The organism is Vreelandella piezotolerans, assembly GCF_012427705.1.
In the GTDB taxonomy this organism is placed as follows: Bacteria; Pseudomonadota; Gammaproteobacteria; order Pseudomonadales; family Halomonadaceae; genus Vreelandella; species Vreelandella piezotolerans.
Genome location: NZ_CP048602.1, coordinates 1,849,502 through 1,865,713, shown reverse-complemented (window position 1 = coordinate 1,865,713; position 16,212 = coordinate 1,849,502). Strand labels below are relative to the sequence as shown.

At 57.9% G+C, this 16,212-nt stretch carries 11 protein-coding genes, 1 tRNA gene and 1 pseudogene; 4 read left to right on the top strand and 9 right to left on the bottom strand.

The annotated features are described in order from the left end of the window. Positions 1 to 5: 5 nt before the first annotated feature. Complete coding sequence (locus GYM47_RS08530) at positions 6 to 2,324, bottom strand: putative inorganic carbon transporter subunit DabA (protein WP_153843322.1); 2,319 nt, start codon at positions 2,322 to 2,324, stop codon at positions 6 to 8. Continuing rightward, positions 2,321 to 3,916, bottom strand: a complete 1,596-nt coding sequence (locus GYM47_RS08525; RefSeq protein WP_153843321.1) for an NADH-quinone oxidoreductase subunit L — start codon at positions 3,914 to 3,916, stop codon at positions 2,321 to 2,323. The genes GYM47_RS08530 and GYM47_RS08525 overlap by 4 nt, the downstream gene beginning before the upstream one ends. Before the next feature lie 109 nt (positions 3,917 to 4,025). Here GYM47_RS08525 and GYM47_RS08520 point away from each other — a divergent pair, with 109 nt between their 5' ends. Beyond that, a complete protein-coding gene (locus GYM47_RS08520; protein WP_231125609.1) occupies positions 4,026 to 4,931 on the top strand; it encodes a LysR substrate-binding domain-containing protein in 906 nt (301 codons plus the stop codon). A gap of 106 nt (positions 4,932 to 5,037) precedes the next feature. Here the strand turns inward: GYM47_RS08520 and GYM47_RS08515 are convergent, their stop codons facing one another. From GYM47_RS08515 to GYM47_RS08505, 3 genes are all read right to left on the bottom strand, one after another. After that, positions 5,038 to 5,757 (bottom strand): DUF6694 family lipoprotein, encoded by a 720-nt coding sequence (locus GYM47_RS08515; RefSeq protein ID WP_153843320.1) that lies wholly within the window; start codon positions 5,755 to 5,757, stop codon positions 5,038 to 5,040. Positions 5,758 to 6,301: 544 nt separating this feature from the next. Beyond that, a tRNA-Ser gene (locus GYM47_RS08510) sits at positions 6,302 to 6,392 on the bottom strand. A gap of 58 nt (positions 6,393 to 6,450) precedes the next feature. Then, entirely contained in the window at positions 6,451 to 8,157 is a 1,707-nt protein-coding gene (locus GYM47_RS08505) for a potassium/proton antiporter (RefSeq protein WP_153843319.1), read from the bottom strand. A gap of 222 nt (positions 8,158 to 8,379) precedes the next feature. On the opposite strand from GYM47_RS08505, the gene GYM47_RS08500 reads away from it, so the two are divergent. Both GYM47_RS08500 and GYM47_RS08495 read left to right on the top strand, forming a co-directional pair. Further along, positions 8,380 to 9,462 carry an ABC transporter substrate-binding protein gene (locus GYM47_RS08500; protein ID WP_331250798.1) on the top strand — a complete coding sequence of 361 codons (1,083 nt, stop codon included), beginning with the start codon at positions 8,380 to 8,382 and terminating at the stop codon, positions 9,460 to 9,462. A gap of 45 nt (positions 9,463 to 9,507) precedes the next feature. Further along, positions 9,508 to 10,893 carry a 3'-5' exonuclease family protein gene (locus GYM47_RS08495; protein ID WP_153843317.1) on the top strand — a complete coding sequence of 462 codons (1,386 nt, stop codon included), beginning with the start codon at positions 9,508 to 9,510 and terminating at the stop codon, positions 10,891 to 10,893. Here GYM47_RS08495 and GYM47_RS08490 read toward each other — a convergent pair. From GYM47_RS08490 to GYM47_RS08480, 3 genes and pseudogenes are all read right to left on the bottom strand, one after another. Continuing rightward, positions 10,874 to 11,677 carry an alpha/beta fold hydrolase gene (locus GYM47_RS08490; protein WP_139527667.1) on the bottom strand — a complete coding sequence of 268 codons (804 nt, stop codon included), beginning with the start codon at positions 11,675 to 11,677 and terminating at the stop codon, positions 10,874 to 10,876. The two genes, GYM47_RS08495 and GYM47_RS08490, sit on opposite strands and share 20 nt — an antisense overlap. A gap of 16 nt (positions 11,678 to 11,693) precedes the next feature. Next, the gene (locus GYM47_RS08485) at positions 11,694 to 12,362 is read right to left on the bottom strand and encodes a 7-cyano-7-deazaguanine/7-aminomethyl-7-deazaguanine transporter (RefSeq protein ID WP_153843316.1); all 669 of its coding nucleotides are present in this window, start codon (positions 12,360 to 12,362) and stop codon (positions 11,694 to 11,696) included. Positions 12,363 to 12,542: 180 nt separating this feature from the next. Further along, a pseudogene (locus tag GYM47_RS08480) lies at positions 12,543 to 14,462 on the bottom strand (propionyl-CoA synthetase); the annotation flags it as partial. Between the two features lie 299 nt (positions 14,463 to 14,761). On the opposite strand from GYM47_RS08480, the gene GYM47_RS08475 reads away from it, so the two are divergent. Further along, positions 14,762 to 15,082, top strand: a complete 321-nt coding sequence (locus tag GYM47_RS08475; protein WP_139527673.1) for an ArsR/SmtB family transcription factor — start codon at positions 14,762 to 14,764, stop codon at positions 15,080 to 15,082. 26 nt (positions 15,083 to 15,108) lie between these two features. Here the strand turns inward: GYM47_RS08475 and sohB are convergent, their stop codons facing one another. Further along, positions 15,109 to 16,155, bottom strand: coding sequence for a protease SohB (gene sohB, locus GYM47_RS08470; RefSeq protein ID WP_153843314.1), 1,047 nt, complete (start codon positions 16,153 to 16,155; stop codon positions 15,109 to 15,111). Between the last annotated feature and the right edge of the window lie 57 nt (positions 16,156 to 16,212).

The window sequence follows — 16,212 nt, the reverse complement described above, 5'->3', positions numbered from 1 at the left end:
CGTATTCACTCGCGCTCGCCCGCGATGGGCTGCCAGCCTTGGGGTGAGTAGCGCTCCAGGCCATTTTCGCCCAATCGCGTTAGCCACAGCCAGCGGTGGTGAATCAACTCGGCAACGACCGGCTGGCGCTCGATGATGGCCTCGATACGCGCCTTGGGCGCATCCACGACCACCGTAAGACGCAGCGGTTCGTGGTGCAGCGTATCGCCATCGCGCAGCGACTGCTCTGGCAAACCGATACGTAGCTGGGGGGAGTTCCCTTCGATCACGCCCACGTGACCGCCCACCACCGAATGCAATAGCTTGTTGCCCCCACCGTACAGGTCGGGTACCACGGTCGACGCGTAGTACTGCAGATTGATCCAACTAGCGACCAGCATTGGCGCCATCATCAATCCTTCCAGTACGCTGCCTTCCGGGTCTTGCTCGGGGTAGTACTCGTGCAGAAAAGCGCGGCCATCCAACGCTTTACCTTGGGTGCGCGCCCTGGGCGCGAGAATCAACGCGGCGTTATTGACCAGACCCCACTCCGGGCGCGGCTGCGACCAGTCGGCGCCGCGCATGGCCATACTCTCCAAGCGCTCGGTGGCACCCTGTTTCTCGACGCCCAGAGCGGGAGCACGCTCCAAGCGGGTGGCCGCACCGGCGCGCTGGGCAGCAGTTTCGAAAGCCCTCAGTGCGCTTTCCAACGTCTCGGGCATCTGCTCGTCGTGATAGACGTGCACCCGGTCGGTCAGCGTACAGTGCGTCGCCGCTAGCGCGAAAAATGGCGAAGGCAGCACGATACCCATCTGTGGCAACGCCTGCTGAACCTCCGTGTCATTCAGTAGCGCAGCGGCGACCCGGGCATTCATGCCGCCACCCTGGCCGCCACAGGCACCGCAGGTCAGCCCGGCGTGGTGGGGGTTGTTGTCACTTTGTGAATCGTGCCCCACCAGTACCAACAGCGAAGCGCTTGGGTGCCCCAAGAGCGTGAGCAGGTTTTTCGCCAGAGCCACCTTGTCATGGCCTGCAATCGGTTCGCCGTCGTAGGTATGAAACAACCCTTCGGGCGCCTCGCACTGCGGCACCGGTGCCTGCTTGCGCAGACTGTCTTTGATCAGCTTCCAGCCCCAGGCAATCCCGGTGGTCTCGACGAGCGTGAACGTCGAGAGCGGCGCGTATTTGGCATGGCGTACGCTTTGACGCTGGCTCTCTTGCTGATAGCGCTGAATGCCTTGTGCATGAGGATCAGGCGTGCCGATGCGGTAGGCGGGCTTCAGCAGCCCCGGCACGCGGGGTTGAGCCCGCTCGGGGCCGGTGTCCGCATCGGCGACCGGCATGCCGAAAAACCCGGCTACCCCAAGCGTGCCCACCGAGGCGTCGGCGTTCTCCAAGTGGCGACGAAAGCGCTCCGAACGTACGTCGATACAAAACGCAGCTTGCACCTTGGGTACGTGGGGCAGCGGCTCACTCGGTGCCGCCAGCACCGATGCAAGCGCGCGCTGATACCCCAGCTCATAGGCGTGCTGCCAGCACCACAGCGCCTCGTGTTGGTCAAGCGTGCTCTGCCCGGTTTGCCACTGGGAAAACCATTCTCTTCGCTGAACGGTGGTGAGCTGATCGACTCCGAGCCACTCCCAAACCAGCGCCATGGCCGCCAGCTGGTGTATTCCAGCACTCGGCTGTTGATCAGCCGAGTGCCACCCAATCCCCTGACACCAGGAAGCCCAGCCGTTGACTCTCAATAGCAGCGTATGGGTCAACGCCTCGAAGGCCTCTGGCGTCAGCGCCCAATCCGCTGCGACCTGCTCGACCGCGGCCATGGGCTCATCGGGCAGCGTCCGTAGCGACTGGCGAAGCGTTTTAGGCCAGCGTAAATCGTGCTGTACCGTATGTTTCCAGAAGGGATACAGCGACTCCCCAGTAGGATTTGACCAGCGCTGCTGATGCTGGTCGAAGTAGCTGGCGCAGCTTTCTGCAAGCGCATCGAACCCATCGTGCCCTTTCAGCACCTCCCAGGCGCTGCGCAGCGGCGTGGCTGCTTTCGGCGGAGATGCCAAGTAGCCGACTAGGCTCTGTTCACTGTAAGCATAGCCGCCCTGACGCAGCGCTTGCTGCACATCCTGAGATGTGATGCGCCCCGCCTCCCATGCATGGCGATAAAACTCGGCGGGCATGGTCATTGGCTGCCCAGCACGGCGGCTCAACGCTTGGCTCACCTGCTCGATGGGCTGATGTTTGAGCCCCCACCAAGGGTTGACCGCAATCCACTGATCCAGAGGCCATACCGGGGCAATGGCGTCGGTGGCACGCTTCAAAGCATCGAGGTACGACGACGTCATGACCACTCTCCTTTCAAACCGTGGGCCAGCGGTGCAGGACGTGACCAATCATGAATGGGAGCAATGGCATCGACGGCGCGCTGGAACGGCAGCGCCAAGTAGAGGCCTTGGCTAAAGTGAACCCGCCAGCGCGCCACACAAGCCGCCTGCGGAAAGAGCGTGACCGCTCCGGCGGCCAGCACCAAACTCGCCAGCATCAGCGTGCCCAGCAAGCCCGCCGTCAGCGTCAAGGGGGCATACGCACTGGGTAGCGCAGGTGCGAGCATGCTGTGAAGCAAGGCATACAGCGGTACCAGCCCCAGCGCCATGACAAATAGCGCTAAACGCTTGCGCTTTGCCGTGCCCACGGGCATGCCCAATAGCGTGCTACCCACGGCCAAGCTCAGCAGTGCCCCGAGTAGCGGGTTGTGGCTTACCAGCGTGGGGAACACGGCCAATACCGCTGCGGCAAGCGCAGCCGCAGGCAGCGCAAGGGCCAGTCGCTGACGCATCGGGGCCAGCGGCAAGCGCTCACAGCGAGCCGCACGGACGGTACGGCCAGACGCCAAGAACGAGTGAGCTTTGTAGAGCGAGTGCGCCAGCAGATGCGCCAACGCCAGGGTGTAGGCACCGACGCCGATTTCGAACAGCATGAAGCCCATCTGCGCACAGGTCGACCAGGCCAGCGCGTGCTTGACAGACGTTTGGGTCAGCATCGTCATGACGGCCACCAGAGCCGTGAAACCACCCACGGCGATGAGCAGATAGTGCCCCAGCGTCAAGCCATCGAAGACTGGAAATAGACGTAGCCACACGAAGCCCCCCAAGTTGATCACCCCTGCATGCAGCAGCGCCGACACGGGCGTGGGTGCTTCCATGACTTTGATTAGCCAGCCGTGCATGGGCACCTGGGCACACTTACACAGTGCCGCCACCGCCAGGGCAACGGAGGCCGCCTCTACCTGCCAGCCACCTGAGCCAGCGGCAGCCGCGGCAAACAGTTGGGGCAGTTCAAACGTGCCAAAACGCGCATAGAGCAGCGCTACCGCTGCGATCAGCGCGATATCGCCGATACGGCTGACGACGAATTTCTGCCACGCCGCCCGCTGCGCCTCCACACGCTCGGGATAGAGTGTCAAGAGATGGTGCAAGGCAACGCTGACGCCGACCCAGGCAATCAACATCACGACCAAGTGATGGGTAAACACCAACAGCATCACGCTGGCGAGGACGACCAGACACCACGGCAAAAAGCGACGCTCTCCCCGGTCACCTTTCAAGTAGCCCTCGGCAAAGCGCAGCAATACGGTACCCAGCAGGCTGATGAGCAGCGCCATCCACACCGCCAAACCGTCGGGGTACAATCCTAAAGGCTGGGCGGTTTCGGGCAGGCCGGTCGGTAGCCCCCAGGCATCCATCAAAAGCAGCGCGCCCACGGCAAGGCTCGCTACCAGCGCACTTAGGGTCAGCAGACGGCCCGCTTTCCATGCACGGCCTAGCGATTTGGAGGAGCCAGCGCGGGCACTCGCGCCTGCCACTACCAGTAGCGATACCGGAATCAGTAGCCATAACGCCAGTAGTGCCAGCACCGCGAAGTCGATGAATTGAGGCATAGCCGTTCTCCCTTGGTCGTATCCCAAAGACTATGCCGCCCTCGTCACCATATAAAAAATAGTTTATATCTGTTAAAACGTTCGCTAAAACAGAACGAAAAGACCCACCTTGCTGAGATCTCCTGCCATGAAGCTCAACTACCACCATCTTTACTACTTTTGGCAAGTGGCAAAATTAGGCCATCTCACCCGCACGGCCGAGGCGCTGCATGTCTCTCAGTCGTCCCTCTCGCAGCAGATTCGTCAGTTAGAGGAGCGCTTGGGCCAAGCGCTGTTCATTCGAGAGGGGCGCCAGCTGCATCTTTCCGAAGCCGGCAGGCTCGCCTTCGATTACGCCGAGGCCATTTTTACCCAGGGAGAAGAGCTCAGCGCGCTGTTCGCCGAGGGTGGCCACGCCCACCGCGAGGTCGTTCGCGTGGGGGCGGTCGCCACGCTGTCGCGTAACTTTCAGGAGGGGTTCGTAAGGCCGCTACTAGGTCGAGACGATTTGGATTTGATTTTGCAAAGCGGAGGGCTCGACGACCTGCTCAGACGGCTTTCTGCCCACAAGCTCGACGTGGTGCTCTCGAACCAGCCCGTTCGCGGCGATAGCGAACACCCCTGGCACTCTCAGCGACTGGCGCGGCAGTCGGTGAGCCTGATCGCCACGCCTCGTCTTTCCCCCCCGCCCATTTTTCCTAGCGCGCTCAACGGGCATGCCTTCATCTTACCCGGCGTGGAAAACGCCACGCGCCACGCGTTCGATCAGCTTTGCGGCCATCATCGTCTTACCCCCAAAATCGCCGCCGAGGTGGATGACATGGCCATGATGCGTCTGCTGGCGAGGGATACCCAGCACATCGCCGTCATGCCACCGGTCGTCGTGCGTGACGAGCTCAATAACGGAACGCTCAAAGATTACGGCGCGCTCCCCGGCGTCTGGGAAGAGTTCTATGCCATTACCATCCAGCGCCGGTTCGAGTCGCCTAGCTTGAAAGCGCTGCTCACGCGCACGGGGGAATCGCTGCTGGATTGAGCCAGAAGTGAACGCAACGCAATTCACTAAGTTTGGCTAGGAATCGTGAATGGCTTAATCGGCATCAAAAAAACCCGCCGAGGCGGGTTTTTAGGCACCATTTACGTCAAGGTCTTTCCCAAAGCATGCTCCCTGAGGGATCGTCCAGGCGAAGCACCTCAATACTTAGACTGGCGTCATCACCAATCGATGGGTTGCCCCATGGGCCAGTGCTATCGGGCGCTAAATTCCATTCCAACGTTTCGCCCGGCTCGATACCGCCAGAAATGGTATAGTAGAACGTCTCGTCGACCCAAGGCACCGAACGACCTGGGCTTTGCAATACACCTCGGAAGTGCGCCCTCGCGACTGGCTCGCCAGTGTTGTTGGTCACGCGCAACGTTATCACGGGATCAGCATTCAACGAGTCATCTTCAATCAACTGGTACTCGGCGCTTTCGATAACGAAGCGGTCCAGCATTTCTTGCGCAATGGGAATGTCAAGATCGTCAGCCTCTTTGCTTTTCTCGGGGAGCTCTCCCGCGAGCTCGAGCACCTCAGGGCCGCTAAGGCCGTGCAGACTGCGACGAGCCTCTGTGGCCATGGCTTCAAGTTCATCATCACTTAGCTCGCTGATCTCGACAATCGTCATCCCTTGCTGAGATCGACGCATCAACAGAGCTTCGACGGCTTCGTTAAAGCGCTCTGCCTCTGCTTCATCTAACGAGGCACGAATTTCTTGAAGTGACCTGTCGAAATAGCGCGGGTTTGAGCCATCAATGGTCGGATCTGCATGAGCAATACCTGACATGGCCAACGCTATCGCTAGAGCTAATACCCGTTTCATAAACTCACCGTCCTATTGGTTGAGGTATCAACATAAGCCAAATGGCCGCGTTTGGACATTCTCAACTTTCATGGCCAAGCTACTCATAAGTCTTGATGGTCTTGATGGATTTACTGAGCTGTAATCCTACATTCTGCCAATAATACTGCCCCACACGTTGCTGAGGTGTACCTTTTGGCATGAACTCAATGTAGTTACCCGTTGGTCAAATCTCCATAACGGAGCCAGACGCACGAGCCTTGCGATGTGGTTTGATGCGTAATTTCATGTGTTAGCTTTTATGTTCCGCCCGCACCTACAGGTGTCCGCAAAACATCATTAACCTAAAGCTTGTGCTCATTATCCGTTAGAGACATCGCATTCTCCTGTTGAATTCCCATCATCTCAACAGAGGATTGTTAGTTGCTACATGGATTAGAGCAAAATCGTACCAGATGACACACTGAAAGACCGGTGCCTTTTATAAAGGGCTTGTAGGTAGGAAGGAAGCGCGGGGCCTAGAAACGCAAAAGCCCCTGACGAATCAGGGGCTTTTCGAGATAAGTGGCGGAGGGACAGGGATTCGAACCCTGGATAGGCTATTAACCTATGCCGGTTTTCAAGACCGGTGCATTCAACCGCTCTGCCATCCCTCCGGCTTATGGGTGCGTATACTAACAGCTTCTCCTTGTAAGTCAACGCCTTTTGAATAAATTAGTAGAGCCTTAAACCGACGCGGGTAATCATGCCACCCTCCATTTCGCTGACGACCCAGTGGATACCATGCCAATCTACGTCGTCACCGACCACAGGGTGACCGCCGACTCTGAGAGAGACGAACTCTGCGAGCGTCATCTCCTGCTCGCCGGGGCTCAGTGTCAAGCCATAGGCTTGGGCGATATCCTGCATTTGGGCGTTGCCGTCCAAGGTAAAGGTGCCAAAGAAGGCGCGTTCTTGCTTGAGCTTGGCATCGCCATTGAACAGTCGGTTGAGCGCGACCAGGTCTTCCGTACGACCAATCACACAGATTACATCGCCAAGTTTCAACCGGGTGCTACCCTTGGGATGCAGCATGACGTGATTGCGGAACAGCGCCGAAATCAGCGCACCCGAGGGGAAGCGCAGCAATCGGATTGGAACGTCTTCAAGGTCTTCGTTTTCGACGACATAAACGAACATCTCGAAGTCGTTATCCGGGAGGATGCCCAGTGGACCGCGACGGTTGGGCGTGGTACCCGCGGGTACTTCTACTTTCAGCCAGCGGGCCATGAGGGTGAGAGAGCCGCCTTGAATCAGCAGCGACATCAGCACCACCGCAAAGGCGACATTAAAGTAGAGCGACGCGTTTTCGACTCCGCCAATCACTGGAAAAATGGCGAGCACGATCGGAACGGCTCCGCGCAGGCCGACCCAGGCAATGAAGAGGGTTTCGCGCCAACGGAATTTGAAAAAGGGTTTAATGCTAATCAAGACGGCCAGCGGGCGAGCGACGAAGATCAACGCCAACGCAACGAAGCCAGCGGGCAGGGCCACGTCCCAAAGCTGGCTGGGCGTCACCAGTAATCCCAGCACCAAGAACAAGCCGATTTGGCTCAACCAGGCCAAACCATCGTGTACGGGCAGGATGAAATTGAGGTGGCGGCCTGGCTGATTACCAATCATCAGGCCCGCTAGATAAATCGCTAAAAAGCCGCTACCTCCTAGCACGCTGGTCAACCCGAACACGCTAAAGCCAAGTGCCAGCGCCAGCATGGCATAAAGACCAGGTGCCAAGTCCAGCCAGCGGAGCAGTTTAGCGCTAAGCCATCCGCCCCCAATGCCGACGGCCAACCCAATACCAAACTGAGAAACGAAGAACAGCAACGTTTCGCCGACACCGCCGATGTCACCGACCAGCAGCTCTACCAGCATCAGGGTTAGAAAGATCGCCATCGGGTCGTTGGTACCCGATTCGATTTCCAGCGTCGCCCCTACCCGTTCGTTAAGGTTCACTCCCCGCCCGCTCAACATGGAGAAGACCGCCGCAGCATCGGTAGACCCGACGATGGCACCTACCAGCAGCCCTTGTACCAAGGAGAGATCAAATACCCACATGGCAATGACGCCGACGATGGCGCTGGTAATGAAGACACCGAACGTCGCCAGAGAGAGCGCAGGACGAAACCCGACTCGGAACGTTTTAAGACGCGTGCGCAACCCACCGTCGAGCAGAATCATGGCGAGCGCTAGATGGCCGATCGTAAAGGCCATGGAATAGTCATCGAACTCGACGCCTAGCAGGCCTTCCTCTCCGGCCAACATCCCGAGGCCCAAGAAAATCAGCAGTATCGGTACGCCCACCATGGAAGAGAGACGACTCGCGAGGATGCTGAGCGCCATTAGGGAACCACCCACCAGGAAGAACGTATAAATTGCGTCCATGTCTCTCCGTCTCTACATTAATGCCGTTCTATTATTGCATGTCGTTGCTGAATTTACTGAGCGTGTTCGCTAGGTTTATGCAAGGGACTAGCCAGATGCTTTGCCTGACAGCTAAACTCCGCCGTCCTACCATCGGGAGTTGAGGTTATGTTGAACGCTTTTTGGCGTGAACGTTCATTAATAGCTCTGTCATGGGTCCTTATTTTATTATTTTCATTTTCAGTGACTTACGCAAACGAAGAGCGTGAAGCAGAGATCACTGAGCCGCCGCTCTCTTTGGATAGCACCGTAAGACTACCCGAGGGGTTGTGGCCTGCCGATGACGACCGGGCAATAGAGGCACTCGAAGAAGCTCCCAGCATGGCAGTGGTACCGCCACCGCCCCTTGATCCGCCACCGCTCAAACAACTTACGCTGATGCTAGATTGGTATTTGAGCCCACAGCATGCGGCGCTTATCGTGGCAAAAGAGCGCGGACTGTTCGCCGCCCAAGGCTTGGATATCGCCCTATCGACCCCAGCTGACCCATCCATTGCCATCAAGCTTTTGTCAGCCGGCGAGGTCGATTTAGCCCTGACTCGCCAGCCGCTTCTACATCTACATGCCCATGAAGGAGCGCCCATCGTCCGTATCGCCACGTTGATCGAGACACCGCTCAACGCCGTGATCGTGGCGGGCGAAGCGCCCGCACCTGCCAACGTCGAAGACACCCTGGCCGATCTGCACTACGGCTTTTCTACCCGCGAAGGGCGTGACGTGCTGGTAGAGCGACTACTGCCACGCTCGGTGCGGCAAGTGGATGACTTCGTTGCGCCCGAAAGCGTGCATTTCGATGCCGCTGATGCCCTCCGTTCGAGCAGAGTCGATGCCGTGGCGGATGGTTTTTACCACAGCTTGCCCGCGCAACTGGCGGCCGATGGCATCGTCACCCACACCGTTCGCTACAGCGAGCTCGATATCCCCCGCCACGACGGACTCATTCTCGTAGCTAACAGCGATTCCGTGGCTCGTCGAGCCACAACGTGGTCTCGGGTACTGTTGGCGGTGGAAGAAGCCAGCAATTGGATGATCGAGCACCCGGACGAGGCGTGGTCGCTATTGGTCACGACTCACCCCGTGCTGGATAATCCCATTCATCAAACCACATGGGATGATCTGCTTCGCCGCGTCGCGCTAAGCCCGGCGGCGCTGGATGAGCGGCGCTATGCAGCGTTCGAGCGCTATTTACAAAACGCTGGTGCGATCTCTAACGAGCTTCCTGTAGCGCGCCTCGCGGTGAATCCACACCTTCTCATGACGCGTTGACCCACGCCTTAGCTACCTGCCACATCCATCACGCGCTGGAGCTCTATGCACGATACCCCACTAGTGTTTATCGATATCGAAACCACCGGCACTCGGGCCACCCGCGACCGGATCACCGAAATCGCGGCACTGAAGGTAGTGGACGGTGACGTCGTCGACCGGTTTGTCTGCTTGATTCATCCTCAGACCAGTGTGCCCGCCCATATCAGTCAGCTCACCGGCATCTATGATGACATGCTGGCCAACGCCCCTACGTTTTCTGACATCGCCGAGAAGCTGCTGGCATGGCTCGGCAGTGCCTGCCTGGTCGCGCATAACGCGCGATTCGACGCTAGTTTCTTACGGAACGAGTTCAAACGCGCTGGCCATCGCTACCAACCTTCGGTGATATGCACGCTGCGCCTTGCAAGACGCTTACACCCGACGCTGCCCACGCATAACTTGACCGCTCTGCTGGCCCATTACGATATTCCTAGGGCACGTCAGCACCGCGCCGAAGACGATGCCAACGCGCTATGGGAGCTATGGCTAACCTGGCGACGCGAATGTGAAACGGAGCGTTTTCAGGCGGCCCTTACCGACGAACAGCGCCATCGCAGTCTGCCAGCGCAGCTCTCCAGCGATCAGATCGCCGATTTGCCTAGTGCCCCCGGCGTGTATCTTTTTTACGGGCATAACCGTTTGCCGCTCTACGTGGGTAAAAGTGTCAATCTGCGCAGTCGAGTGCTGGGTCATTTTCAACGCGACCATCAAGACGATAAAGAAATGCGTCTTGCTCAACAGATCCAGCATATCGAGTGGGAAGAAACCGCGGGGGATATGAGCGCTCAGCTACGCGAAGCGCAGCTCGTCAAGACGTTGATGCCCATCATGAACCGCCAGCTACGCCGCCAAGGGAGTCTGAAAGCGTGGTACTGGCCAAGCGATGCCCTTTGCCCCACACTGGTGAGCGGCAAGGCCATCAGCCAGCCTCAGCCGGGCAAGCTGTTCGGTCTATTTAGGAGTGCCAAAGAGGCCAAAGAAGCGCTACGCAGCGTGGCCGAAGAGCACGGCCTTTGCCCTCGCGTATTGGGCCTGGAGAAAGGCAAAGGGCGTTGCTTTGCGCAACAGCTAGGCAAATGCCGTGGCGCGTGCTGTCAGCAGGAACCGCTGGAAGCGCATAGCCTGCGCGCGCAGCGAGCACTGGCCAAACTGCAGGTGAGCGCATGGCCGTGGCCAAGCCGTATCGTCATCCGTGAGCAGAGCCGCCGAGGCGGCCCCATTGCGTATCATGTGGTCGACCATTGGTGCTACTTGGGGAGCGCCACGACCCACCGCTGCGCTCAAGCGCTGACGGGGGACGCGCCACAATTCGACGTCGATACCTATCGCATCTTCAACCGCTTTTTGAGCGCGCCCGACCAGCACGGCCTTACGATTGCGCCGCTATGAAAGCATCGATGGCTTGCTGAAACGCCTCGGGCTGGTCGGCGTGTAGCCAGTGCCCGGCGTTTTTGAGAGTGACGAGCCGGGCTCGCGGCAGCACCTCACGCAGCGCGGGCAGCATGTCGTCACTGACGTAGTGAGAGTCGGCGCCGCGCAGAACTAACGTTGCCCCCTCGAACGGGACATTCCCATCGGGCTTGCCGATGATATCCTCGTAGCCGCGCTTGATCTCGTCTAGCCCCACCCGCACGCCCATCACGCCCTGCTCGTCTCGCACCAGGTTGGTGGCGAGAAAGAGTCGTGTGGGCCGTGAATCGACATGCTCCGCCAGCAAGGCATCCGCTTCACGCCGATTGGTAGGCTGACCTTCGCGCACCTGCTCAAGCGCGGCGAAGACGTCGTCATGGCCGTGCTGATAGGCCACTGGGGCGATGTCGGCCACCATCAGTGAGAGACAGCGCTGTGGGGCTTGGCGGGCCAGCGTGATGGCCACCTTGCCGCCCATGGAGTGCCCTAACACGTGGGCTTGCTCGATGCCCAACTTATCCAGCGCGGCTAACACGTCCTGGCTCATGGCCCGATAGCTCATGCCTTCGGCGTGGGGAGAACGTCCGTGGTTTCGTAGGTCCACCGCGACCACCCGACGCTTTCGCTGCCACACTTTCAAGTGAGAGCGCCAATTGTCGGCGCTACCGAGCAAGCCATGAATCACTACCAGCGGCTGGCTTGTCTCATCGGCCTCGGCGGGCAGGTCCATCACGTAAAGATCCACGGGGGCACGGTCGGTCATGCTACGTCCTTATCGGTTAAGCGGTTCGCGGTGAGGCATCGTGTTGTCCCGTCCATACCACCAAGCGACGCGTGAGCCACGCCAGCAGCAGCCCATAAAGCGGCAGGAAGAACAGTAGGCTAATGCCCAGCTTAATAGCGTAATCGACGGCAGCAATTTCTACCCAGTGCTGCGCCATGAAAGGATCAGGACTGTTATAGAAGGCGGTGGCGAAGAAGGCAAACGTATCCGCTAGATTGCCCAGGATCGTCGAACAAACGGGCGCGACCCACCAAGCCCACTGGCGCAAGCGATCGAACACCTGCACATCCAGCAGCTGGCCGAGCACGTATGCCAGAAAACTTGCCACTGCAATGCGGGCCACGAAAAGATTCCACTCGCCAAGCGCTTCGATGCCAGCGAAGCTGCCTCGCGGAAAAATCACGGATACGACGTAGGAGACCATCAGCGCGGGAAACATCACGCGCAAAATAATACTACGCGCAGGTCCTTTACCGAACAGGCGAACCGTCAAATCAGTCGCCAGAAAGATAAATGGGAAACTAAAGGCGCCCCAGGTGGTGTGAAAACCAAACAGTGTGAAGGGGAGCTGCACCAGGTAGTTACTGGCGGCGATGATGGTGATATGGAAAGCGACCATCACCATGAGGCAACGGCGATGCTGAGCGTCGGTTAAAGCGAACATGCGAATTGACCTTTTTTTAATGGAGAGGGGTTAGGGAACCCTCAAAAAAGCGCCATAAGCGCTACTGGGGCGCGCATTATACGCGTTACCAGCAGTAATAAAAGACAGTGGAACGTATCTTGTCGCCCCACCGCCCCGGCAGCTAGGCTCTCACAGGGCGGTGGCGCGTGCAGCACAGCATTAGTGATCGGTGGGAGTAGCCTGATCAGCGGCACCCACATTGCGTTCGCGCATCGCGGTATGCACATCATCCAGGCTGGTCGGGTCATCGATGGTAGAGGGTATCCCGAAGGATTTACCATCGGCGATATTACGCAGCAGTTTGCGCAATATCTTACCAGAGCGAGTTTTGGGTAACCGGTTGACCATCAGCACTTGCTTGAAACACGCAATGGGGCCTATGTGATCGCGAACCCGCTCGATGAGCTCGGCTTCAAGCGTTGCTTCATAGCCATTAAAGCCATCTTTGGGGATCACCAGCCCGACCGGCACCTGACCTTTCAACTCATCGTGAATACCGATCACGGCGCACTCAGCCACGGCAGGATGCGCACCCACCACTTCTTCCATTTCACCGGTAGAGAGACGATGTCCGGCGACATTGATCACGTCATCCGTACGCCCCATGATAAAAAGATAGCCCTCTTCATCGAAGTAGCCGCCGTCACCGGTCAAATAAAAACCTGGGTAAGCCGCCATATAAGCGCTATGAAAGCGCTGTGGGTCTCGCCAAATGCCTACCAGACACCCCGGGGGGAGCGGCTGCTTGATGACGACAATGCCCTGCTGCATGGCGGGTGCCTGTTCGCCATCGCGATCTACTATTTGCACGTCGAACCCAGGCACGGGGTATGTCGCAGACCCCGCTTTGGTGGGCGCCGCTTCGATGCCTGGCAGGTTGGCAGCAATCGGCCAGCCGGTCTCGGTTTGCCACCAGTGGTCGATCACCGGCACATCGAGCAGGTCGTCTAACCAGTGGAACGTAGGCGGATCTAGACGCTCGCCTGCCACGTATAAGTGCTGCAAGCTACTGATATCGTACTGCTCTAACTGCTTGGCTTCGGGGTCTTCTTTTTTGATGGCTCGAAACGCCGTGGGCGCCGTGAAGAAGCTTTTCACTTTGTACTCATCAATCAAGCGCCAGAACGCCCCTGAATCCGGGGTCTTAACGGGCTTGCCTTCGTAGACGATGGTCGTGCAGCCGCGCAGTAGCGGTGCATAGACGATATAGGAGTGCCCCACCACCCACCCCACATCGGAGGCGGTGAACATGACGTCGCCGGGATTCAACCCATAGATGGCTTCCATGGAGTAGGCCAAGGCGACGGCGTAACCGCCGGTATCACGCACCACCCCTTTCGGCTTCCCAGTGGTGCCAGAGGTATACAGTATGTAAAGCGGGTCAGTGGCTTTGACGGGGACACACTCAACATAAAGCGCCTCTGCCTCCAGCGTCTGCCAATCCACATCGCCAGGCTGCAGCTCGACGCGGTGCACATCGCGTTGGTAGATCACACAAGCATCGGGTTTGAAGCTGCTTAGAGAGATAGCTTTGTCGACGATCGGCTTGTAGGGCAGCACTTTATCGACTTCGACACCGCAGGAGGCAGCGATGACCACTTTGGGTTCGGCATCTTCGATACGTACCGCCAGCTCATGGGGGGCAAAACCACCAAATACCACCGAATGAACCGCGCCCAAGCGGGCGCAGGCATACATGGCAATCATCGCTTCGGGCACCATGGGCATATAGATGATCACGCGATCACCTTTGTTCACGCCCAGCTTGGCGAGCCCGCCCGCAACATGCGCCACTCGATCGCGCAGCGCTTGGTAACTCAGCGTTTGTTTTGAGTTGGTGACCGGGGAGTCCCAGTACAGCGCAGGCTGATCGCCGCGACCTTGCTCGACATGGTAGTCGATGGCGGCGTAGCAGATATTCAGCTCTCCGTCGTGAAACCAGCGCGCATGCTGCTGCTCATCGTAATAGAGAATGGTGCTAGGTGGTGTGTACCAGGGCACTCGCTTGGCTTGCTCGGCCCAAAACATGTCTGGATGTTCGATGGCGTGTTGGTAGGTACGCTGGTAGAGGCTCATGGTGACCTTGTGATTATTGTGTCAATGAAAGAGCATCTTTAAAGCAAAGATGGATTGTTGACACTTTATAAAGTAATTCACCAACCCACCCTCATACTATGGGTGTAAACACGACCAAAGACGCATCTAAACGCCAGCATTGTCGACAACGCACGACCTATTATCATTGATAGATCGTTAAACCCATATTTGGACAAAAACCCCTAAATTACTGATCATTAAACAACCCAATCCTCGCGACGCGACGATGGCTACATAACCTATAACAACGCTGTCATAACAGTGTAGGCAAGGAGATTTTCATGTCTGCTTCTACGAGCGCCGCTACACGACTTCTGGAACATAATGGTCACGCCATCGAGGCGGGCACGCAATTGCTTAAAGCACTAGCCAACGAAAAACGCTTGCAGATTCTGTGCCTACTGGCTGAGAAAGAATTGTCAGTGACACAAATCAATCAGCAGCTCTCGTTGAGCCAATCGGCCTTGTCACAGCATCTAGCCATCTTACGTCGTGACCAGTTGGTCAATACCCGCAGGGAGTCACAAACCATTTACTACTCTCTGAGCAGTGAAAGCGCCAAGGCGATCATCGCCACCCTGGCGCAACACTATGCGGCGTAGCGCACCATCGCCGCCAGCCACCGATGTTAGCGGCGCTGCCACCCTGCGGCATCGACCACGCCTAGCGCCTTCACAATGGCATGCTCTACCCCCGCCGACACCGCCAACCCCACCTTACGGCTAAGTGTTTTCGGCGGCTCTAGCTTGACGCGGTACACCTGTGCGTTGGCGATTCGCTCCACCAGGTAAGCCTCACTGGTACCGATACTATCCACCAGCTTTTGCTCCAACGCTTCACTGCCATACCAAATTTCGCCTGTCGCGAGCGTGTCGATATCCATCTCTGGACGATGTCGGGAGACATACTCTTTGAACAAACGGTGCGTGTTTTCCAAATCATCGATGAACTTCTCGCGCCCCTCTTCGGTGTTCTCTCCCAGAACCGTCAACGTGCGCTTGTATTTACCGGCAGTCAGCAGCTCGACATCGATATCGTTACGTTTGAGCAAGCGGTGGATATTTGGCACTTGCGCCACTACGCCAATCGAGCCGATCACTGCAAAGGGTGCGGCTTTGATGTGACTGGCGGTGCAGGCCATCATATAGCCCCCACTAGCAGCCACTTTGTCAATGCACACCGTCGTCGTCAGACCCGCTTCTCTGAGTCGATCGAGCTGGGCGGCTGCTAGGCCATAGGCATGTACCAGACCGCCCGCTGATTCGAGCCTGACGATGACTTCATCATCGGCACTGGCTACGTCGATCACCGCAGACACTTCCTGGGCAAACCGTTCCGCCTGAGACGCTTTGATATCGCCATGAAAGTCCAAGACCCAAACGTTTTGTTGCGATGAACTGCCACTATGACCTTGTTTGGCTGCTTTTTGCCTGGCCTTCTCCTCCTGACGAAACGCTTTGATGAGCTTTTTACGCGCCCCTTGGACGGTCGTCGTCACACGCAGACGGCGCTGGCGTGCCCGACGCTGATCATTGAGCGACTCGACATGCAGCTTCAGGCCATGTTCGCCAGTCTCTTTGCTGCGCATAACGATGATCAGCAATAGCCCGACGGCCCCCATGATCAGCGTGGTTTGCAGTAAGAATGTGCCCATTTCCACGACCCACTCAGCCATCGTCACTCTCCTCTGCTGTGTTTGAAACGTTTGCTTTTTTGTTATCAATCAAGCCTG